We start from the raw sequence: 21,119 nt of genomic DNA, 5'->3' as shown, positions 1-21,119 counted from the left end.
CTCTTTGGGCGGCGAAATCCTGCTTGTCTTCATTATACCATGCGGGAAAGGAAAAATCCTCTCCCGCTTGGTTTCAATAAAACACGATCGTTTTGTTTCCGTGGATGATGACCCGGTCTTCCAAATGCCACCGAAGCGCCCGGGCGAGCACCGTTTTTTCAATCAGTCGGCCGATCCGCTTTAAGTCGTCCGGATGGTGGCGGTGATCCACGCGGGCGACGTCCTGCTCAATGATCGGCCCTTCATCCAAATCGTCGGTGACGTAGTGCGATGTGGCGCCGATCAATTTGACGCCGCGCTCATACGCCCGCTCATACGGACGCGCGCCGATAAAGGCGGGCAAAAATGAGTGGTGGATGTTGATGATCCGTCCCGGGAATTCAGCGACAAACGCCGGCGACAAAATTTGCATGTAGCGGGCAAGCACGATGGTGTCGATCTGATAGTCACGAAGCAGACGGATTTGTTCGGCTTCGGCGTCCGCTTTCGTTTCTTTCGTCACCGGAATATGCACATACGGGATGCCAAACGACTCGACCGTCTCGCGCAAGTCGGGGTGGTTGCTGGTGACAAGGGCGATGTCGGCGATCAGCTCTCCCGCCTGCCATTGCCAAAGAAGTTCAAGCAGACAATGCTCGGCTTTGGAGACAAAAATCGCGATTCGCCGAATATCGTTGTGCAGCCGAAGCTGCCAACGCATCTGAAATTCAGCAGCGATCGGGGCGAACGCCGCTTCGATCTCTTCTTTTTGCTCGGCGATGTTCGGACAGTCGAACTCCAAGCGGAGAAAAAACGTCCCTCCCTCAGGATCGGTCGAATATTGGCTCGATTCAACGATATTCGCCCCTTGTTCGTACAGAAACGACGTCACCGCCGCGACGATGCCCGGGCGATCTGGGCAAGAGATAAGGATTCGAGCGCGCTGCTCGTAACCTTGCAAAAATGATTGCCAGCGATGTTGGCGAAATGTCGTCATGCGTTGTCTCTCCCTTTTCTTGCTTTTCCTTGCCATTCATCATACAAAAAATTCATGAACTTGCCAACAGGGAAGATAACAAAAGAGGGTGTCCCAAAAGGATCGGGACACCCTTTCTTGTTACCGTATATAGGTATAAAACAATCATTAAGAAACAATATGTTGTGTTTTGTTAAGGAAAATGACCCTTTTGGGTCAGCCCCCTGGCAAGCGAAAACCCTCTCTCAGTCTTTCGTCAAATCGCCGGCCGGGCCGAAAAATTCGTAATGGATGTGCTCTTCTGGCACACCCCATTGTTTTAGAGCGCCATAGACGGTTTTCATAAACGGCACCGGGCCGCAGAAATAAAAGTCTGCGTCTTTCGTCGGGATCACGGATTGCATCCATGCAAGGTCAATCCGCCCTTCTTTGCCAAAATGTGGATGGAGGCGGTCCTCGTCGGATGGCGACTCATAACAAATATGATAAGAAAATGACGGGCGTTCCGCCAACATCCGAAGCTCCTCGTCAAACGCGTGCACGCGGCCATTCAAAGCAGCATGCAAAAACGCCGCTGGGCGGGTCGGTTGGCGGATGGCCAACGTATGCGCCATGCTCAAAAGCGGAGTGATGCCGACGCCGCCGCTGATGAACACAACCGGCGTCGTTTTGGACAAATCAAGCGTAAAATCGCCGGCTGGAGCGCTAAGCTCGAGCACGTCGCCCTCTTGGACATGATCATGCAAATAGTTGGAAACAATGCCGGCCGGCTTGTCCGCTGTAGCTGCTTCCCGTTTGACGCTGATGCGGTAATACCCTTTTCCAGGTGCATCCGATAAGCTGTATTGGCGAATATGCGTATACGTCTCGCCCGGAATCGACAGTTTGACGCTCACGTATTGACCCGGCAAATAATCACTGATGGCCTTGCCGTCTTCCGGCTCCAAATAAAACGAAGTAATGACGCGGCTTTCTTTCACCTTTTTCACGACGACAAATCGGCGAAAGTCACGCCAGCCTCCGTGTTTGGCCGCTGCCTCATCGTAGAGCTCTTTTTCCACTTGAATGAAAACGGACGCAATGGCTTCATATGCTTCCGCCCAAGCCGTGATCACTTCGTCGGTGGCGGCGTCGCCGAGCACGTCTTTGATCGCCAGCAACAAATGCTTTCCGACGATCGGGTATTGTTCTGGTTTGATTCCTAAGCTGCGGTGTTTATGGCCGATTTGCCGCACAACCGGCAAAATAGCATCAAGCTGGTCGATATAGCGCGCTGCCGCATACACGGCTGCGGCCAAGGCGCGTTGCTGCCGCCCTTGCTTTTGGTTGGCGTGGTTGAAAATATTGAGCAGTTCCGGATGATTGGAAAACATGAGTTCATAAAACCGCTTCGTAATTTGTTCACCATGTGTTTCCAAGACAGGCACCGTTGATTTCACAATTTCAATCGTTTTTGGATGCAATTTCGTTGTCGTTGTCATGATTTCATCCCCTTGTAAAACATGTATTTTTAATACATCTTTTATTCAACCATGAGCACTGCGAAAAAGCAATATTTCAAATACATCTTTAATAAATTGTTCACAATTCTCCGTTCGAATCAGGTGTGGTACAATGGGATCAAGAATGTCGCTTAAAGGTTGTGAATCACGATGCAGTTGACGAACTATACGGAATACGCCTTGCGCGTCCTCTTGTTTTTAGGCGCGCTTGATGAAGAAGAAAAAACAAACATCAAAGACATTGCCGCTGCCTTTTCCATTTCAGAGCATCATTTAAGCAAAATCGTCTATGAGCTTGGCAAACTCGGCTACATTGAAACGATCCGTGGGCGCAACGGTGGAATCCGCCTTGCGAAACGCCCCGCGGAGATTGTCATCGGCGCGGTTGTTCGCGAAACGGAGGAAAACTTGTCGCTTGTCGAGTGTTTTGCCGCCCACGGCAATGAGTGCGTCTTAACGCCGGTATGTCGGCTTCGCTTCGCACTTCACGAGGCGTTAGAGGCGTTTTTGCGTGTGCTGGATGCGTATACGCTCGCCGACTTGCTTGAAGACCGAGCGTCGCTTCGTTCTTTATTGAAAGAGCGGCGCGGTTGAGAAAAAACTCTCTGGCTATAAGCTGGAGAGTTTTTTGGCGTTTGGCAGGCACACAATCACTAAGCATCGCTCTACGGAAGGAAGACGCGGGATGATGCGAAACCGATGGCGGCCTTTGCGGCGATTGGCACCTTGGCGCTCGGCCTTTGCGCGGGATGTGGCGGCAAGAATGATCATCAGTTGGAAAAACGAAACCAGTCGTCAAACATGGGCGGTGGGATGAATACGTCCGGCACCGGCCGATCACATCCCCTTTGTTTGCCACAAGACGAAGAATATATTAAGATTAGAAAGGTGTGAAAACATCTGCATGACTAAAGGAGGTCACAATGAAACACGAAGGAAACGCTTTGCCACCTTACTTGCATATGGACAATGGAGAGCTTTGGCTCACCGAAGATGATCGCGACAACTTAAAAATCAGCTATCGAATCAAAGAGGTGATTTTTGCCGAGCCGTCCGAGTACCAGCATGTGATGATTTTGGATTCGTACGATTTTGGCCGCATGCTCGTACTCGATGGCGTCGTGCAAACGACCTCGATTGACGGCCATATTTATAACGAAATGATTTCGCACGTGCCGCTGCAGTTTCATCCGCAGGCGAAACGGGTGCTCATCATCGGCGGCGGCGACTGCGGCGCAGCCCGTGAGACGGCGAAATATGCTCATCTTGAAGCCATCGACATGGTGGAAATTGACGAAAAAGTTGTCCGGGCGTGCAAAGAGCATTTGCCAGCCGTCTCCGGCAACTTATCGGATCCGCGCGTGCGGTTTATTTATGATGATGGCGTCGTGTTTGTGCAAGGGAAGGAAAGCGTCTACGACGTCATTATGATCGACTCGTCCGACCCAGTCGGCCCGGCGGAAGCCTTGTTTTCACCGGAGTTTTACGCCAACGTCCATCGCGCGTTGAAAGCGGATGGGCTGATGGTCTGCCAAAGCCAGTCGCCAATTTTCCATCTGGATATTTTGAAGCGGACGTACCGCAATATTCGCGAACTGTTCCCGCATGTGCTTGTGTACACCGCGGTGGTGCCGACGTATCCAGGCGGACTGTGGAGCTTTACGATCGGCTCGAAACGGCCGCTCGATTTTCCGGCGCAGACTACCATTCCAAATGACACGAAATATGTGAACGATGGGATCTTTCGCCAATGTTTCGCGTTGCCGGCATTTTTGCGTTCGGCGCTTGAGGTGGAATAACCGCTTGGCATCAAAAAAGCTGTCCCCCACAAAGCAGGGACAGCTTTTTCGTGTTGCTTGAGTCCGTTCTGTTTTATGGAGCAGGTGGGTTGTGAGACAATGCCCGCTTGGCAAGCCATTGAAGCGTCAAGTCATCCGCCGGCGGGTTGTAGAGCCCAGCGCGGACGTCACGGTAATGCCGCTGAAGCGGATTGTCAGCAAACAAGCTTTGTCCGCCGACAATGCGCATCGCCCAATCGACGACTTCAAGCGCAGTATTGGTGGCAACCAATTTAGCTGTTGCCAACTCCTCTTTCATTTCCATCCGTTTTTCCGGATAGCGATCCCATAAATCGGCGACCGCGTACAGGAAATGGCGCGCATGGGTGAGGCGCCATTCCATTTCAGCGATTTTCCGTTGCACTTCGGGCGTCGAGGCGATTGGGTGAGGCAGGGTATTAGGCTGGTACGTCTTGGCAAAGCGAAGCGCCTCATTGCGCGCCGCAATGGCGATGCCTAAGTAACAAGCCGGCACGTGCAACAGCCATCCTTGCGCCGGAGCGGCTTCGTTCGCTTCTCCAAGCGTCTCTACGAGCGCCTTTTGGTCGACTTCGACTTCTTCAAGAACAAGATCATCGCTGCGCGTCGCCCGCATGCCAAGCGTGTTCCACGTCGGCTCGATGCGAATGCCTGAAGCAGACATCGGCACCAGAAACTCACCGACCCGACCATCTTCCATTGTGGCGGAAATTAAGACGTAATCGAGCGCAGGGGCTAACGATGCAAATGTCTTTCGCCCTCGAAGCACCCAGCGGCCATGGCGAAAGACGGCCGTCGTTTCCGGTTTACCGCCGCGCGCCGGGCTGCCAGTTGTCCGTTCAGAGTGGGCGCTGTTGATGAGCGCGTGGCGGCAAACGACTTCTTTCGCCAAATGAGTGAGCACCGATTCCGGCCAGCGGCGGAGCAAAAATAAACGCATGAGAATGCTTGCATGCCAGCCGAACGCCAAGGCGGTTGCCCCAGAGCCTTGGGCGATCGTCTCTTGTACGAGCACGAGCTCATAAAGCGACGCCCCTTGGCCGCCGTATTCAGTCGGGACGGTCAAGGAAAGGAATCCAGCCTCTTTTAAATCGGCAAAATCGGCAAATGGAAACGTTGCCTGTTCGTCATCATGCGCTGCCCGTTGGACAAATCGTTCCGCAAGGCGACGCGCTTGGTTGTACAATTGTTGCTCCCGATCGGTTCGCACAAGCAAATGGTACAATTCGTTCATCGGTTCTCCCCTTCTTTTGGTCAAGATGCCTTTATTGTACCGAGTTCTGGCTAGGACTGAAAACAAAAACGCACGGGAAAATGACCGTCCTTGCTCTCGGAAGCTTAAAAGAGAAAGAAATGCCGAATGTACCGATCATCGTCACGGTGGACGAACTCATTTTTCCCAGCATCGTACTCGTATTCCTCCTGCCAGCGGCGGCCATAGCGGGCGATTTGACGGACGGCGCGGATGATCGCATACACTTCTTCGTTCGTCATCGTAGGATGGAGCGACAGACGCACCCATCCTGGTTTGGCGAGAGGATTGCCGTTTTTGACTTCTTGAAGCAACGCAGCGGATTGTTCCTTGTCGATGCCAAGCAAATAGTGGCCGTATGGTCCGGCGCAGGAACAGCCGCCGCGCGCTTGAATGCCGAAGCGATCATTCAGCAGTTTGACAACAAGGTTGTAATGCAATCCATCTATGACAAATGAGATGATGCCAAGACGGTCGTCCCGATGTCCTTCAAGCACGCGGACGCCGGGAGTGCTTTTTAGCGCCGGCAAAAGAAGGGAAACAAGTTCCTTTTCGCGGGCGCGCATCTGTTTTACGTTCATTTGCTCTTTCAGCTGGATGGCCAACGCTGCCTTGATGGTTTGCCAAAACGGCGGTGTTCCGCCATCTTCGCGTTCCTCAATGGCTTGGATGTATTCATAGTTCCCCCACGGGTCAGTCCAGTACACCGTCCCGCCGCCGGGGTGATCCGGAGCGTGCTGATGATAAAGCCGGCTGTCAAAGATGAGCACGCCGGCGCTTCCCGGCCCCCCGAGAAACTTATGGGGAGAGAAATAAATGGCATCAAGCTGCTCCATTGGGTCGTCCGGATGCATATCGATGCGGACGTACGGAGCGGAAGCAGCAAAATCAACAAAGCAAAGGCCGCCATGCTCGTGCATGATTTTCGCCAGCTTATGATATGGGGTTTCCAACCCCGTGACGTTCGAGCAAGCAGTAAAGGCACCGATTTTTTGCGGCCGATCTCGGTAGCGCTCCAGCAGCTCGCGCAAATGGTCAAGATCGACATCCCCGTTTTCTGTCGGACGGACCGCCACGACTTCCGCGATGGTTTCCACCCATGGCAATAAATTCGAATGGTGCTCCATATGGGTGACAAAGACGACTGGCCGCTCCTCATCATGAAGGGACAAGCGGTGCTTCCACCGTTCCGGTACGCGCAAGCCAAGCAGACGCTGCAGCTTGTTGACGGCGCTTGTGGTCCCGGCGCCTTGCATGATCAAGACGTCGTTTTTCCCGGCATGAACGTGCTGTTTGATGATTTCTTTTGCATAGCGATAGGCAAGCGTCGTTTTCGTTCCGGTCACATTCGATTCCGTATGCGTGTTGCCGACAAATGGACCGAGCTCATGCGTCAGCTTCTCTTCAATCGGCCGGTACAGCCGCCCGCTTGCTGTCCAGTCGGCGTAAATAAGCCGCTGTTTGCCAAACGGCGTAGAAAACGGATGAAAGCGGCCGATCGTTCCATCGCGAAACGGCTGAAAATACGTCTCAAGCTCCCCGCGGCATGTATACACCGCATTGCCGATCACAGCGTGAATGGCCATGTTGATTCCCCCTTTCCGCCATTTCGTCTATTTACAAAGTATGTCGCCTTCGGTGGTTCGGTCCAAAAAACGTGGGAAAGTTGAAAATGAAAAATCCGCCGTACAGGCGGATGATATTCACTCCCTTTTTTTGCACGATGACGGCGAAATCGTTTCCCCCACGGACGGCACAAGGTATTCGGCAAGCATGGTCCGCAAGTCATCAGGCAACGGTTCGCTCGTTTGGGTTTGGAAATTGAAATGGACGATCGCTGCCTCTCCGATGGCGATCAGTCTTACTGTTTCCTCTTCCATGATGCGATGAATGCATTGAAAGCTTTTATTGCCGATCCGGGAGACATTGGTTTCCACGCGCAATCGTCGTCCGAAGAATCCTTGGTTGATAAAATCACACTTGGTGGAAGCTAAAATAAAATGCCAGTCCTCCGTTCGCCCGCCGTAACGCAATTCATCAAACAGGCGGGTGCGCGCTTCTTCTAAATAAATAAAATAGCTAATGTTGCTTAAATGTCCGAGCGCATCAGTTTCACAAAAGCGTGGGTTGACGGTAATGATGTGCGTCTTCATTTCTCCCTCTTCCTTTCTTGCCTTTTTTTGCCCCTTTCGCCCACAATATTTGTTTGGGTGAGTATGGGGCGTGACCGAGTTGGATTTGCAGCTACCAACTAGTTAGTATGTTGTTTTTATCATACTCTGATTTGTTTTTGTTTTCAATTGTTGATTTATTGATTATTTAGAACATTGTGTGTGATTGTAAAATGGGCGGTGAACACCCGGCCTGTTCACCTATTCGGTAGCCTGAAAAGACCGGCCGGCGGCGTGGCGCGTTCCACTCGTTCATGGCATCCAAAGCGGCAAAAGAACGTATCCAACGAGCGACACGCCGGCGCAAAGGAGAGAGATGCGCAGTTTATATTTCGCATAGCTCATCAAGTCCATATCCATAATGGCTGCGGTTGTAATCGTCGTATCGCCAAGCGGCGAAGCAAAGGCGCCAAACGTCCCGCTCGCAAACACGGCGCCGACTGTCACCTCGAGCGGCGCCCCGGTCGCATGGGAAAGCGTGACGCCAAGCGGCATCAAAATGCCCCACGTTCCCCATGAAGAACCGATAAAGTAGGATAAAAACGATCCGACCAAAAACACGGCCGCTGGCACGAATGCCCCCGGCAGCCATGTGCCGAACGTCGACGACACGTACTCCGCAAATCCGAGTTCCCCTGCCACCGCCGAGACCGCCCATACGAGAACGAGCATGCCGATCGGCGCCATCATTTCGTTACCTCCAGCAAAAAAATGGTACGTCAGCTCTGAAAGCGATTGTCGGCGCCATAAATAAAACGCCATCGACAAAAGGATGGTCACAAACAACGCCAACAGCATCGCCCATGTCGCATCGGCCGCGGAAAACGCCTCCCACCAATTCTCTGCCCCGCGTTTCCTCCCGTCGTACACGAAAAAGGCAAACGTCAGCGCGATTAACAGCGCCAGCGGGACAAACAAGTGCAACGGCTCCCCGTTGATCAGCGCCAGCTCCTTGCGCAATCCGAGCCCGTGCAGTGTATTCGTTTCCCCTTCTCCTTTTTTCGCCCGCGGTTTGCCGATCCGGATGTTCAACATCGTCGTCAACACCCCGACGACCAGAGCGACAATCGCAAACAAGTTGTACGGCAGGCTGCGCAAAAACACGTCATACGGCGATTCGTGAATGTCGTTTTGCTCAAGCGCCGCGGCGACAACAGAAGTCATAAAGCCGACGAACGCTGTCGCCGCTGGCAAAAGCACGATGATCGGCTCGGTCGAGACGTCGATCATGTACGCCATGCGGCGGCGGTCGATGCGAAACTGGCGAAGGACCGCTTTCATCACTGGTCCAAGGAGCATAATGCGAAACATCGGCATAAAAAACGTCACCGGCACCGTCAGCCAAACGAACAACAAAATCCCCCGCTTCGAGCGGATGCGGCCGGAAAGTCTCTCGACAAACCCTTTGATCCCGCCGGTAATTTGCATCATGCCGACAAGCGAACCGAACAAATACAAAAACGCGGCCACCTTCATATGCTCCGGATCGGTCAGGGCGTGAAGAACAGCGGAAACAGCGCGCTCAATCGCGCCGACAGCCGACCACTCAAGGCAAAACGCTCCGACGAGCAATCCGGCCACGAGGCCGGGCAAAATTTCTTTCAGCCATACCGCCAACGGAATGATGAGCAGAAAAGGCAACAGCGACCACCATGTTCCTTCCACGTCGGCGCCTCCTTTGCGATGATGTTGTTACCAAGAAGGATAGCCATGATGTAGTTTTTTTATGATTTTCATTGATGATTTAGAACATAGTTTTACTTATAAAATTTATGTTGCCCGCGCAAACAAAAAAAGCCGCGCTGCAGTTGGCAGCGTGGCCCACACTTTCATCCGCCCCGGGCTGGCTCCCAAACAACCTGGGGCACAGAAGGCGTTGTCATTTCCGGCGCGCAAAATCGACAAATCGGAACTTGTCGAGCCGGTGACGCGATTCCGTGTATTGAAACAATGTAGCATCGCTTAAATACACGTAGTTTTTGACGACAACGACGCGGTCATCGCCATGCAAATCCAAATAGCGCCGGTCTTCGTCCGTCGCTTCGTCGACCGATATTTCTTTTTTCGCAAAGCTGATCGGCAAATGCAGCTTCGTTTCCAAGTATTCATAGATCGAGTCTTCACAAATCTCTTTCGTCAATAGCGGCACATGCTTTTTCAGAAAAAAGTCTTTATCCAAAATAATCCGCTCTCCGCCGATTTCACGGACGCGCACGACTTTCCACACTTCGTCTTTGCTTGAGGCGCGCAGATGCTGCCTGAGCTCGCGATCCGGCTTGATGATCGCCAGTTCATGCACGATCGTCCGCACCGGCTGCTTCATCGTCTGCGCCAGTTCTTTAAAGCTGACCAATCCGGATACGGGAAAGTCATATTTGCCGACGTCAAGGACGATAGATCCTTTTCCTTTCATTTTTTGGATATAGCCGTGCTCGGACAACAAATGGAGCGCTTTGCGAATCGTCTCGCGCGATGTCTCATATCGGGCGGCCAGCTCGTGTTCCGATGGCAGCTTGTCGTACGCCTTCCATTCTCCGCGGCGGATGCGGGAAATGAGGTCATGGTAAATGGTTAAATATTTGTTTTCATGCATAAGAATCACCGCTTGTATTGTATCACGGCCGGCGCAAAAGATAAACAACCGATTCGTATGGGCGCAGTTGCATGCGGCGAAAATCAGCCGGCGCGTCCGAATAATTGGCAAGCAGCAGTTCTCCCGTATAGCCATCGGCTCCCGCTTCTTTCGGCAGCGTGAACGTCGTTTCGACTGGATAAAAATTGTTGACAACAAGCAGCTTTTCTCCATCGCCATGACGCATATAGGCGAAAATATGCGGATCGTCCGCCAGCAGCAGCTCATAGCGCCCGGTCGTAATGAGATCATACTGTTTGCGCAGCTCAATCAGCCGTTTATAATGGTAGAAAATCGAGTCGCGGTCGGCGAGCGCCTGTTTCACGTTAATGCGCCGGTAGTTGTCGGCGACGCGAATCCACGGCGTCCCAGACGTGAAACCGGCATGCGGGCTGTCGTCCCATTGCATCGGCGTGCGGGAATTGTCGCGCGATTTTCGCTGCAAAATTTCCATCACTTCTTGCTCGCTTTTGCCTTGTTCTCGCAAAATCCGGTACATGTTGAGCGACTCCACATCGCGATAGTCGCGAATATCGGTGAATTTCGGGTCGGTCATGCCGATTTCTTCGCCTTGGTAAATGTATGGTGTCCCTTGCATCAAATGGATCGTCGTCGCCAACATTTTGGCTGATTCTTTCCAATACGTCCCGTCATCGCCATAGCGCGACACGATGCGCGGCTGATCGTGGTTGCACCAAAAGAGCGCATTCCAGCCCCCGCCTTCATACATCCGGACTTGCCATTCGGACAAAATGCGTTTTAAGGCAAGGAAATCAAATGGGGCGACTGCCCATTTTTCTCCGTTCGGGTAATCGACCTTCAAGTGGTGAAAGTTAAACGTCATATTGAGCTCGTGGTTTTCCGGGTTCGTGTAGCGGATGCAATGATCGATCGTCGTCGACGACATTTCCCCCACTGTCATGATGTCGTATTTTGAAAACACCTCTCGATTCATTTCCTGCAAAAACTCATGAATGCGCGGTCCGTCCGTATAAAAGCGGCGCCCGTCCCCCGGCGGCACCGAACCGTCGTCATCCGGGAAGCGCTGATCTTTTGACAACAAGTTGATGACGTCAAGCCGAAAGCCGTCCACTCCTTTTTGGAGCCAAAAATGCATCATGTCATAAATGCGGCGGCGCAGCTCTTCGTTTTCCCAGTTCAAGTCCGCTTGTGTCACATCGAACAAATGCAAGTAATATTGGCCGGTTTGTTCATCGTATTCCCACGCCGAGCCGCCGAATTTCGATTGCCAGTTGTTCGGCGCTCCGCCGTCCGGCTTCGGGTCGCGCCAAATGTAAAACGAGCGGTATGGGTTCGTTTTCGAGGAGCGCGCCTGCTTAAACCATTCATGGTCGGTTGAGGTATGGTTGACGACCATGTCCATCACCAGCTTCATGCCGCGCGCATGCACTTCGTGAAGCAGACGGTCAAAATCGTCCATCGTTCCGTATTCGTGATGGATGCGGAAATAATCGCTGATGTCATAACCGTTGTCGCGCTGCGGCGACGCGTAGATCGGTGTCAGCCAAATGACATCGACGCCCAGTTCTTGTAGATAATCGAGCTTCTCGATCACGCCCGGCAAATCGCCGATGCCGTCTCCATTCGTGTCGTAGAAGCTTTTCGGATAAATTTGATAAACGACCGCTTTTTTCCACCAAGGGGTTGTTGACATCTCTCTTCACCTCGTTCGTCAGGATAAAAACATACCATTGGCATCGGCGGCCAATGGTATGGTGGTAAATGGATGATTTCGCACATCGTTCTCTTGCGTCAACACACGGCAATCATGAGCGGGCGGCTTTACGCACTTTCCCAAAGACAAACGTCAGCGCAAACGGCACCACAATCGCGATCGCCATGCCGATAAAGAACGGCGTCCACTTTTGCGGTACGATCGACAAGAAACCCGGCAGGCCGCCGACACCGATCGACGGAGCGATGACTTTATTGAGCGTAATAAACATGCCGGCGATCGCCGCTCCGGTCATCGCTGCGATAAACGGGAAACGAAAGCGCAAGTTGACCCCGAACATCGCCGGTTCCGTGATGCCTAAATACGCGGAAACAGCCGACGTAAACGACAAACCGCGCAGCTTTTCCTCCTTCGCGACAAACATCATCGCCAACGCTGCCGAACCTTGGGCGATGTTTGACATGACCAAAATCGGCCATAAGAATGTGCCGCCGGTATTGGCAATCAGCTGCAAGTCAACCGGCAAGAACGTATGGTGCATCCCGGTGACGACAAGCGGCGCATACAGCGCTCCATACAACAATCCTCCAAGAGCCGGAACCGTGTCAAAAATCGTGACAAACAAGTGGGTAATGGCATTGCCGATCGCAAATGTGACCGGCCCAATGGCGATGAACGCCAAAAAGCCCGTAATGAGCAACGCAAGCGGCGCGACAAGCAACAGCTGAAACGCATCCGGAATGCGCTTGCGCAAAAACAGCTCAAGCTTCGCCAGCACGTAGGAAGCCACCAACACCGGCAGCACTTGCCCTTGGTAGCCGACTTTTTGCACTTCAAAGCCGAACAAGTTCCAAACCGGAATCTCTCCTTTTTCTTTCGCCGCTCCCCAGCCCCAAGCGTTGAGCAAATCTGGGTGGACGAGCATCAAACCAAGGACAATCCCTAAGAGCGGGCTGCCGCCGAATTTCGTCACTGCTGACCAGCCGATCAAACCGGGCAGGAAGACAAACGCCGTATTGGCGATCAAGTTGATCATGTTCGCCAAATCGGCCCATTCTTTGTGCACCTCGACAAACGATTTCCCTTCGTAAAAAATGCCTGGGCCTGTCAAGACGTTATTAATACCCATTAACAAACCGGCCGTCACGATCGCCGGCAAGATGGGAATGAAAATATCAGCCAGCGTCTTAATCGCGCGTTGCAGCGGATTGAGCTTCGCTTCCGCAGCGTCTTTAATCTCCTGCTTTGTCGCCCGGCCGATGCCCGTCAGCTCGATGAGGTCGTCATACACTTTATCGACAAGCCCTTGGCCGATGACGACTTGAAACTGGCCGTTTGCGGAAAACGACCCTTTGACGACATCGATGCGCTCAAGCGCTTCCTTATTGACTTTTCCTTCCTCTTTGAGCGCAAACCGAAGCCGGGTCACACAATGCGTGGCGGCGACGATGTTTTCTTTGCCGCCGATGGCTTCAACGATTTGCGCGGCTGCTTGTTGGTATGCCCCCATGATGAACGCCTCCCTTTTCTTTCCTTAACGACCGCTATAGCGTTAAATCGCTTTCAGCAACCGGTTGCAAACAAACTTGTATATACAACCTGAATTCATTTTATCTTGTATATACAAGTTTGTCAACATCTTTCGATGACCGCCTTCATTTTTCGACAATAGTTGTTGTTTTTTTGCTAACTCCCACTTCTTTTGTTATGTTTTGTCAAGCGGCAGGAAAATCAACGACCGAGTAGGAAAATAAAACATAACGCAAATCAATGCCAAAAGACGAGAAAGGATGAGGGAATGCGATGAAAACCTATACACTCCGCGAAGCAGCGAAAAAAATCGGGGTCACCGCCCGCGATTTGAAACAATGGGAAAAGCAGTTCGCTGGATCGATTGCCGTCCCACGCACAACCGAGGGGGCACGCATGTACACCGACGAGCTGATCGACCGGTTTCGCCATATCCGCACTTGGCTTGAGGACGGCCGCCATCCGCGCGAAGTGGCTGAAATGATCAGGCAAATGGACGGACAACCAGCAGATCGAGCCAACGAGACAGCCGCTCAAGTGGAAACAGCCGTCATGGAAGGGGAAATCATCGATGTGCCCCGCCTGCTGCATCAAGGGATGCCATACATAGCCGAGCAGTTGGCGGCCCGCTTAAAAGACGATATCGTCGACGCCTTGAAACAGGAAACGACAGCCACGGTCCGGCAAGCGATGGATGAGGTGAAAGGCCGCCTTGACTACATCGAGGAGCAAACGACGGCAGCTGCCGAAACGGTGCGCCGTTCACTCCGCGATTACGAGGACGCATGGCAGCAAAAAACGGAACAGCTGCATGAACATTTGGAAACGGTCGTCGCGTTCTGTCAAGAGGAAAAAGTAAGACAGGAAGAGGAGCGAAAACAGCTCGAACTGCGCATTTTAGAACGGGAAAAAGCGTTTCGCGAGCTCGTGTTGTCGTTTCGGCAAACCGCTGCCAGCACCAGCGCTGCTCGAACACGGGCAAATAAATGGTGGAAGTTTTGGTGAAGACGATTTTGGCATCAATGTGACAAGGGCACCCGTTTTGGATGCGCCATACCTCCGTCAAAAATCAAAAAAGGGCCCCGCCAAAACTCGGGCCCCTTTTTGCGTCATATTCGGCGGCTCTCGGCCGCATGTCGTTTGATGGCTTCGATCAAGTGCGCTTCTTCTTGTTTGGTGACATGGAGGCGGACGCCATAATAGTAGGCGTGGACAAACGGTCTTTCCCAGACAAGCTGCCCCCGCAGCGTAAAGGGGGCAGCGTTTAGCCAAAACGAGATGTCAACCAGCGTTCCCCCTGTTGAAAAGGGAAGGCGGCCTTCCGTTTCGATTTTCATCCCGTGCGGACTTAGATCGTGAATGTAGACGCTGCGCTCGCCATCGGCTGTGCGCAGTTCAGCCGGGAGCGGCCGGCCAAACTGATACCGGAACGGTTCTTGACGCTTGAACCTCATCCTTCCTCCCCTTTTCCAAGCAGCTTCGTCGGTTCTTTCCAGACATCCACCACCATCCCGGCTTCGTCAGTGTCAACAACAAACGAACCCGTGCTGTAGCGGTCGGAGAGACGAAGGGAAGCGGCTTCGATCGTCTCGACCACCCCTTTTTCCGTCCGCAATCCGACCATTTCCTCATCGCTGCTGACAAAGACGGCGCCGACAACTCGGTGCGGGTTGGATTTCACTTCACGTACGATCACAACGCCGCGCTTCGCTCGTGAGGACGGCTCAAACTCGCTCATCGCCACTTTTTTCACTGCCCCGCGCTGCGTCACGACGACGAAGGAGCCCCCCTCTTCTAGGCGAACGGGGCACGCAGCGGCGACAAAGTCCCCTTCCTTCAATTGAATCCCTTTCACCCCAGCCGCGCGCACGCCAACAAGGCTGATCTCCTCCTCGGCAAACAAGAGCGCATGTCCATCATGCGTCGCAAGCCAAAGATGGCCGCATCCATCCGTCGCGTAGACGGCGATGACGTCATCATCCTCTTTCACATTAACGGCCACAAGCGGGCGGGTGTAGCGCTGCACTTGGTATTGAGCGAGCTCCGTTCGCTTTACGAGCCCTTGTTTCGTCACAAAGATGAGCTGCTCCCCGGTGTTAAAGGAAGAGACTGGAACAGCGGCGACGAGTTCATCGTCGCGTTCAAGCGGAATGAGATGGGAAATGTGCTGGCCGACCTCTTTCCAACGGATATCAGGGAGCGTATGCACCGGGCAGTATAAATAATAACCGCGGCGGGTGAAAAGCAAGAGCACATCGGTCGTATTCATCTCGAGCTGGGCGAGCAGCCGATCCGTTTCCTTCATGCCCATGTCTTGACCGTTTGAGGCGCTGTATGAACGATAGCTCGTCCGCTTCACATATCCTTCTTTTGTCACGGTGACGATCACGTCTTCCGCCGGAATGAGCGCCTCCACCTTCACTTTCAGCTCTTCAATCTCCTCTTCAATCACCGTCCGCCGCTCATCGGCATATTGCTTTTTCATCGTCTTCAGCTCTTTTTTGATGACGCCAAGCAGCTTCTTTTCATCTGCGAGAATCCCCGTAAGTTCCGCAATCGCTTGATCCAGTTCTTCCGCTTCTTGACGCAGCGCCGTGATGTCGGTGTTCGTCAACCGATACAGCTGGAGCGTCACGATCGCCTCGGCCTGCGCTTCGGTGAATCCGTAATGAGCCATCAGCCGTTCTTTGGCGTCGCGCTTGTCGCTTGAAGCACGAATCGTCGCAATCACCTCATCCAAAATGGAAAGCGCCCGAATCAAGCCGTCGACGATGTGCTTCCGCTCATTCGCTTTTTTCAGCTCAAAATGCGAGCGGTTGGTGACGACCTCTTTCCGGTGGGCGATGTAGGCATCCAACAGCTCCGGCAAACTCATCAGCTTCGGCCGGCGCTCATGGATCGCCACCATGTTGAAGCTGTACGGCACTTGCAAATCCGTATTTTTGTACAAGTAGTTGAGAATCGCTTCCGCATCGGCGTCTTTTTTCAATTCGATGACGATCGACAGCCCGTTCCGGTCCGTTTCATCGCGCACATCGGCGATGCCGTCGAGCTTTTTGTCGAGGCGAAGCTCGTCAATTTTTTTCACTAAATTCGCTTTGTTCACTTCATACGGCAGTTCCGTGATGACAATGTGCTTTTTCCCGCCTTTTCCCTGCTCGATGGCGGCTTTGGCGCGGATGATGATTTTCCCGCGGCCGGTCTCATACGCCTTGCGGATGCCGTCTTTCCCTTGGATGATGCCGCCGGTCGGAAAATCGGGGCCAGGAAGAACCGTCATCAGCTCGTCAACAGTGCAATCCGGCCGGTCGATCCGCATCAAGACGGCGTCGATCACCTCGCCAAGCGCATGCGGCGGAATATCGGTCGCATAGCCGGCCGAAATCCCGGTCGAGCCGTTCACCAACAAATTCGGAAACATCGCCGGCAGGACGGTCGGCTCATCGGTCGTATCGTCAAAGTTCGGCACAAACGGAACCGTTTCTTTGTCAATATCGCGAAGCAACTCGGCGGCAATCGCCGACAGGCGCGCTTCCGTGTAGCGCATCGCCGCCGGCGGGTCGCCGTCGATGCTGCCGTTGTTGCCGTGCATCTCCACCAGCACGTTGCGCAGCTTCCACTCTTGGCTCATCCGCACCATCGCTTCATACACCGATGAGTCGCCGTGCGGATGAAAGTTGCCGATCACGTTTCCAACCGTTTTCGCCGCCTTGCGAAACGGTTTATCAGCCGTGTTGCCATCCATGTACATGGCATACAAAATGCGGCGCTGCACGGGCTTCAGCCCGTCGCGCGCATCCGGGAGCGCCCGGTCTTGGATAATGTATTTGCTGTAGCGGCCAAAGCGGTCGCCAAGCACGTCCTCTAACGGCATTTCCAGCAATCGTTCTGCCATCGTCATTCTCCTTTCCTAACACATCAGCGCCAAAAAGGCCGCGCCTTTTCACGCCGCCATCAGCCGATCCATCCCGGTTCCTCTTCGAGCCCGAAGGCGACGTGCGTTTCGATCCATTTGCGGCGCGGCTCGACTTTGTCGCCCATGAGCGTCGTCACCCTCCGTTCGGCGCGGGCCGCATCTTCAATGCGCACGCGGATGAGCGTACGCGTCTGTGGGTTCATCGTCGTTTCCCATAATTGATCGGCGTTCATTTCGCCGAGCCCTTTATAGCGCTGAATCGTATAGCCGCGGCCCATTTTTTTCGTAATTTCTTTCAGCTGCTCGTCCGTCCACGCATATTCGACGATTTCGTTTTTGCCGCTTTTTTTGCTGATTTTGTAAAGCGGCGGCAAGGCGATATACACTTTTCCCGCTTCAATCAGCGGACGCATGTAGCGGTAAAAAAACGTCAAAAGCAGCACTTGAATATGGGCGCCGTCCGTGTCGGCATCGGTCATAATGATCACTTTGTCGTAGTTGACATCATCGAGCGAAAAATCAGCCCCGACGCCGCCGCCGATGGCGTGGATGATCGTATTGATTTCCTCGTTTTTCAAAATATCGCCAAGTTTCGCCTTTTCCGTGTTGATGACTTTTCCGCGCAGCGGAAGCACCGCCTGGAATCGACGGTCGCGCCCTTGTTTCGCCGAACCGCCCGCCGAATCGCCTTCAACGAGATAGAGCTCATTTTTTTGCGGATTGCGCCCTTGCGCCGGCGTCAGCTTGCCGCTTAAGAGCGCCTCTTTCCCTTTCCGCTTTTTGCCGCTTCTCGCCTCTTCGCGCGCTTTGCGGGCCGCTTCACGCGCCTGATAGGCCCGGATCGCTTTCTTAATGAGCATCGCGCTTACGTCCGGGTTTTCTTGCAGAAAGTACATGAGCTGCTCGGACACCACCGCATCGACGGCCGAACGCGCTTCGCTCGTTCCGAGCTTTCCTTTCGTCTGCCCTTCAAACTGCAGCAAGTGCTCTGGGATGCGCACCGAAACGACCGCGGACAACCCTTCGCGAATATCAGACCCTTCGAGGTTTTTGTCCTTTTCCTTCAGCAGACCAACGCGGCGGGCGTATTCGTTAAAAACGCGCGTCATCGCCGTTTTCGCACCCGCCTCATGCGTGCCGCCGTCTTTTGTGCGCACGTTGTTGACAAACGACAGCACGTTTTCCGAATAACCGTCGTGAAACTGGAACGCAAACTCGACTTCAATGCCGTTTTGCTCGCCAGCAAAATACACAACCGGGTGGAGCACATCTTTCTCCTCATTCAAATAGGCGACAAACGCTTCAATTCCGTTTTCGTAGTGGAACACCTCCCGCATGCCGGTCCGTTCGTCAACGAGTTCAATTTTCAACCCTTTCAGCAAAAACGCCGATTCGCGCAGCCGTTCACTCAATGTTTCATAATCGAAGACCGTCGTGCTGAAAATCGTTGGGTCCGGCTTAAATTGAATGATGGTTCCGGTTTTGTTCGTTGTGCCGATTTTCTCTAGCGTCGTCACCGGTTTGCCTCCATGCTCAAACCGCTGCCGGTAAATGAAGCCGTCGCGATGAATCGTGACGACCAGCCATTCTGATAAGGCGTTGACAACCGACGCCCCGACTCCGTGCAGGCCGCCGCTCGTTTTATAGCCGCCTTGGCCGAATTTGCCGCCGGCATGAAGCACGGTCAAAATGACTTCCGGCGTCGGCTTGCCAAGCTTATGCATCCCGACCGGCATGCCGCGCCCCTCATCCAAAACCGTGATGCTGTTGTCTTTATGTATTTGCACCAAAATGTAGTTTCCGTATCCGGCCAACGCTTCATCGACCGAATTGTCAACAATTTCATAGACAAGATGATGCAAGCCGCGGCTGTCGGTGCTGCCAATGTACATCCCCGGCCGCTTCCTGACTGCCTCAAGCCCTTCCAACACTTGAATGGCATCTTCGTTATATTCGTATGTCGCTCGCTTTGCCACAAGGCCACCCCTTCCTACAAAAACAAGAACATCTGTTTCTATTGTACCACAAACTTCCCGACTGTCCATTGCCTTTTGACATCCCCCGACAAATTCGGACAAGTGCGACAAAAAAAAACGAAAGGACCATCTCGAACAAGATGGCCGTTTCATGGATTAAGCACGCTTGGTGAGCGCATGTTCCACTTTAATGCAGCGGTCCATAATGACCGTGTAGCCTTTTTCTTTCAAAAAGCGATACGCCTCCTCATTGACGACGCCAAGCTGCGCCCAAAACACGTCAGCGTCGATTTGCACAAACTCGCGGGCCAGCTCGGGCAAATGCTCAGAGCGGCGGAACACATCGACGATGTCGACATGGCCTTCGATATCGGTGAGTTGATCAACCGCCGGAATGCCTTCCCACTCATCGATCATCGGATTGACCGGAATGATTTCGTATCCAGCGTCTTTCATCGCTTTCGCCACCATATACGACTCGCGCTCCGGATTGTTGGACAACCCAACGACGGCAATCCGTTTCGCCTTGCGCAAAATTTCACCGATTTCTTCCCGGCTTGGGTTGACAATGGACATCGAGGTCTCTCCTTCCTTTATTCTCCTTTTTGCTGTACTAGTTTCGCTCCAGCCAGATCAAAATCCTGCCCAGCCAATAGAAAAAGGAAAAAATCATCGATCTTTTTTGCACAGCGCCCACACATCCTAGGCCGGCCACAACAGACGCAAACTTGAACATCATATTCATCGCCTACGCATCGATCCGCTTTCTCGTCCGCATCCAGACATTCTGTTTGCTGGCTGTCCGAACATGGATGACCTGCTGCCAGTTATTTTATGTTCCACCCGGCGTACACTCCAGCTAAAAAAACGGTCGTCATGGCAATCGCATGGACGATCATCCATCCCCACCGGCCGTAGCGGAAAGAGGAAGCCGCAAGCGGGGAGCGCGCTTTTTGGGGGACGATTTTTCCGCCCATCCACTCAAAGAAAAGCAAATACAGCCACCAGGCGGTGTATGAATCCCACACATCCCACTGTTCCTTATAATCAATCAGAGGGAGCGGCGATACAAGAGCAACCAACTCGAACAACATAATCAACTGCACCATCGCAAAGTAAAACGGCAACTTCCATGCCCAGCTTTCCGGACTGTACTTGACTCCAAACAAAACGAAAAACGGAATGACGGTTGCCATTTCAACGAGCGGAATCGGTGTATAAGGAACGAGCTTAACAGGGAAGGAGTAAAAGCCTGCATAGACAAACGCAAGGCAAAGAACGATGCCTGTCACCGCACTGAATGCATACAAAACCGCATATCTCCGTATATGCCGTTTGGCGATCCAAAAACTTCCCGCTATACTCAACATAACCGCTGCCAGTTCCACCGTCCAAACAACAGGAAGAGAAACCGTCATCATCGATCCTCCCTAACCCATTTCCCACTCCCTAAACGCTGTCTCAGACAGCACTGTTAGTATAATCCAAAGTGTGGAATTTATTCCGGCGCCCTCACCGGCTTTCCACTCCATCAGGCTGCCTAGCATGGCTTAACAAACGTGCTTCGTGCAAATTTAATTATTGATGAAGAAAAGGTGTCCCGCTGTGTTTTTGGGACACCCTCGATGGATCGGACTGTATCAAACTTTCAAGAATTTCCAAACAAAGAAAT

General features: G+C 52.9%; 18 protein-coding genes. 4 read left to right on the top strand and 14 right to left on the bottom strand.

Going from position 1 to position 21,119, the window contains the following annotated elements:
* Positions 1-73 precede the first annotated feature (73 nt).
* Both purU and hmpA read right to left on the bottom strand, forming a co-directional pair.
* Positions 74-976, bottom strand: a complete 903-nt coding sequence (purU, locus tag GC56T3_RS09520) for a formyltetrahydrofolate deformylase (RefSeq protein ID WP_013145330.1) — start codon at positions 974-976, stop codon at positions 74-76.
* Between the two features lie 224 nt (positions 977-1,200).
* Positions 1,201-2,436: an NO-inducible flavohemoprotein gene (gene hmpA / locus GC56T3_RS09515; RefSeq protein ID WP_013145329.1), complete on the bottom strand. Its 1,236-nt coding sequence runs from the start codon at positions 2,434-2,436 to the stop codon at positions 1,201-1,203.
* A 171-nt stretch (positions 2,437-2,607) separates the two neighbouring features.
* Between hmpA and nsrR the strand changes: the two genes are divergently transcribed.
* The 3 genes from nsrR to speE all read left to right on the top strand — a co-directional run bounded on the left by nsrR (position 2,608) and on the right by speE (position 4,256).
* Positions 2,608-3,051 (top strand): nitric oxide-sensing transcriptional repressor NsrR, encoded by a 444-nt coding sequence (gene nsrR / locus GC56T3_RS09510; RefSeq protein WP_011231230.1) that lies wholly within the window; start codon positions 2,608-2,610, stop codon positions 3,049-3,051.
* A 105-nt stretch (positions 3,052-3,156) separates the two neighbouring features.
* Positions 3,157-3,351 (top strand): hypothetical protein, encoded by a 195-nt coding sequence (locus tag GC56T3_RS09505; protein WP_020755390.1) that lies wholly within the window; start codon positions 3,157-3,159, stop codon positions 3,349-3,351.
* A 29-nt stretch (positions 3,352-3,380) separates the two neighbouring features.
* On the top strand, positions 3,381-4,256 hold the full coding sequence (gene speE / locus GC56T3_RS09500) for a polyamine aminopropyltransferase (protein ID WP_013145328.1): 876 nt from the start codon (positions 3,381-3,383) through the stop codon (positions 4,254-4,256).
* Between the two features lie 73 nt (positions 4,257-4,329).
* Here speE and GC56T3_RS09495 read toward each other — a convergent pair whose 3' ends face one another.
* The 7 genes from GC56T3_RS09495 to treP form a co-directional block, all read right to left on the bottom strand.
* A complete protein-coding gene (locus GC56T3_RS09495; protein ID WP_013145327.1) occupies positions 4,330-5,508 on the bottom strand; it encodes an acyl-CoA dehydrogenase family protein in 1,179 nt (392 codons plus the stop codon).
* Between the two features lie 104 nt (positions 5,509-5,612).
* A complete protein-coding gene (locus tag GC56T3_RS09490; protein ID WP_013145326.1) occupies positions 5,613-7,112 on the bottom strand; it encodes an aminotransferase class V-fold PLP-dependent enzyme in 1,500 nt (499 codons plus the stop codon).
* A gap of 117 nt (positions 7,113-7,229) precedes the next feature.
* Positions 7,230-7,679 (bottom strand): thioesterase family protein, encoded by a 450-nt coding sequence (locus GC56T3_RS09485; protein ID WP_013145325.1) that lies wholly within the window; start codon positions 7,677-7,679, stop codon positions 7,230-7,232.
* Between the two features lie 270 nt (positions 7,680-7,949).
* Positions 7,950-9,362, bottom strand: a complete 1,413-nt coding sequence (locus tag GC56T3_RS09480) for a Na+/H+ antiporter NhaC family protein (protein WP_013145324.1) — start codon at positions 9,360-9,362, stop codon at positions 7,950-7,952.
* Positions 9,363-9,576: 214 nt separating this feature from the next.
* The gene (treR, locus tag GC56T3_RS09475) at positions 9,577-10,290 is read right to left on the bottom strand and encodes a trehalose operon repressor (protein WP_013145323.1); all 714 of its coding nucleotides are present in this window, start codon (positions 10,288-10,290) and stop codon (positions 9,577-9,579) included.
* Positions 10,291-10,312: 22 nt separating this feature from the next.
* Positions 10,313-12,004 carry an alpha,alpha-phosphotrehalase gene (gene treC / locus GC56T3_RS09470; RefSeq protein ID WP_013145322.1) on the bottom strand — a complete coding sequence of 564 codons (1,692 nt, stop codon included), beginning with the start codon at positions 12,002-12,004 and terminating at the stop codon, positions 10,313-10,315.
* 112 nt (positions 12,005-12,116) lie between these two features.
* Positions 12,117-13,535 (bottom strand): PTS system trehalose-specific EIIBC component, encoded by a 1,419-nt coding sequence (gene treP / locus GC56T3_RS09465; RefSeq protein ID WP_013145321.1) that lies wholly within the window; start codon positions 13,533-13,535, stop codon positions 12,117-12,119.
* Positions 13,536-13,828: 293 nt separating this feature from the next.
* On the opposite strand from treP, the gene GC56T3_RS09460 reads away from it, so the two are divergent.
* The gene (locus GC56T3_RS09460; protein ID WP_013145320.1) at positions 13,829-14,560 is read left to right on the top strand and encodes a MerR family transcriptional regulator; all 732 of its coding nucleotides are present in this window, start codon (positions 13,829-13,831) and stop codon (positions 14,558-14,560) included.
* A gap of 104 nt (positions 14,561-14,664) precedes the next feature.
* Here GC56T3_RS09460 and GC56T3_RS09455 read toward each other — a convergent pair whose 3' ends face one another.
* The 5 genes from GC56T3_RS09455 to GC56T3_RS09435 form a co-directional block, all read right to left on the bottom strand.
* On the bottom strand, positions 14,665-15,009 hold the full coding sequence (locus GC56T3_RS09455; RefSeq protein WP_013145319.1) for a PilZ domain-containing protein: 345 nt from the start codon (positions 15,007-15,009) through the stop codon (positions 14,665-14,667).
* Complete coding sequence (gene parC, locus GC56T3_RS09450) at positions 15,006-17,450, bottom strand: DNA topoisomerase IV subunit A (protein ID WP_013145318.1); 2,445 nt, start codon at positions 17,448-17,450, stop codon at positions 15,006-15,008. The genes GC56T3_RS09455 and parC overlap by 4 nt, the downstream gene beginning before the upstream one ends.
* A 59-nt stretch (positions 17,451-17,509) precedes the next feature.
* Positions 17,510-19,447, bottom strand: a complete 1,938-nt coding sequence (gene parE, locus GC56T3_RS09445; protein ID WP_013145317.1) for a DNA topoisomerase IV subunit B — start codon at positions 19,445-19,447, stop codon at positions 17,510-17,512.
* A 156-nt stretch (positions 19,448-19,603) separates the two neighbouring features.
* Entirely contained in the window at positions 19,604-20,023 is a 420-nt protein-coding gene (locus GC56T3_RS09440) for a CoA-binding protein (protein ID WP_011231244.1), read from the bottom strand.
* A gap of 251 nt (positions 20,024-20,274) precedes the next feature.
* The gene (locus GC56T3_RS09435) at positions 20,275-20,865 is read right to left on the bottom strand and encodes a CBO0543 family protein (protein ID WP_013145316.1); all 591 of its coding nucleotides are present in this window, start codon (positions 20,863-20,865) and stop codon (positions 20,275-20,277) included.
* Positions 20,866-21,119: the final 254 nt, after the last annotated feature.

Source organism: Geobacillus sp. C56-T3, assembly GCF_000092445.1.
Lineage (GTDB): Bacteria > Bacillota > Bacilli > Bacillales > Anoxybacillaceae > Geobacillus > Geobacillus thermoleovorans.
Note: the sequence above shows the minus strand (reverse complement) of the source record. Positions and strands in the feature narration are given on the sequence as shown.

Excerpts from the sequence above, each read along its gene's own strand:
- purU (WP_013145330.1), bottom strand. The coding sequence starts at position 976 with ATGACGACATTTCGCCAACATCGCTGGCAATCATTTTTGCAAGGTTAC.
- GC56T3_RS09435 (WP_013145316.1), bottom strand. The coding sequence starts at position 20,865 with ATGACGGTTTCTCTTCCTGTTGTTTGGACGGTGGAACTGGCAGCGGTT.
- GC56T3_RS09440 (WP_011231244.1), bottom strand. The coding sequence starts at position 20,023 with ATGTCCATTGTCAACCCAAGCCGGGAAGAAATCGGTGAAATTTTGCGC.
- treP (WP_013145321.1), bottom strand. The coding sequence starts at position 13,535 with ATGGGGGCATACCAACAAGCAGCCGCGCAAATCGTTGAAGCCATCGGC.
- GC56T3_RS09505 (WP_020755390.1), top strand. The coding sequence starts at position 3,157 with ATGGCGGCCTTTGCGGCGATTGGCACCTTGGCGCTCGGCCTTTGCGCG.
- GC56T3_RS09485 (WP_013145325.1), bottom strand. The coding sequence starts at position 7,679 with ATGAAGACGCACATCATTACCGTCAACCCACGCTTTTGTGAAACTGAT.
- speE (WP_013145328.1), top strand. The coding sequence starts at position 3,381 with ATGAAACACGAAGGAAACGCTTTGCCACCTTACTTGCATATGGACAAT.
- nsrR (WP_011231230.1), top strand. The coding sequence starts at position 2,608 with ATGCAGTTGACGAACTATACGGAATACGCCTTGCGCGTCCTCTTGTTT.
- hmpA (WP_013145329.1), bottom strand. The coding sequence starts at position 2,436 with ATGACAACGACAACGAAATTGCATCCAAAAACGATTGAAATTGTGAAA.
- GC56T3_RS09495 (WP_013145327.1), bottom strand. The coding sequence starts at position 5,508 with ATGAACGAATTGTACCATTTGCTTGTGCGAACCGATCGGGAGCAACAA.
- parC (WP_013145318.1), bottom strand. The coding sequence starts at position 17,450 with ATGGCAGAACGATTGCTGGAAATGCCGTTAGAGGACGTGCTTGGCGAC.
- GC56T3_RS09455 (WP_013145319.1), bottom strand. The coding sequence starts at position 15,009 with ATGAGGTTCAAGCGTCAAGAACCGTTCCGGTATCAGTTTGGCCGGCCG.
- GC56T3_RS09460 (WP_013145320.1), top strand. The coding sequence starts at position 13,829 with ATGAAAACCTATACACTCCGCGAAGCAGCGAAAAAAATCGGGGTCACC.
- GC56T3_RS09490 (WP_013145326.1), bottom strand. The coding sequence starts at position 7,112 with ATGGCCATTCACGCTGTGATCGGCAATGCGGTGTATACATGCCGCGGG.
- treC (WP_013145322.1), bottom strand. The coding sequence starts at position 12,004 with ATGTCAACAACCCCTTGGTGGAAAAAAGCGGTCGTTTATCAAATTTAT.
- treR (WP_013145323.1), bottom strand. The coding sequence starts at position 10,290 with ATGCATGAAAACAAATATTTAACCATTTACCATGACCTCATTTCCCGC.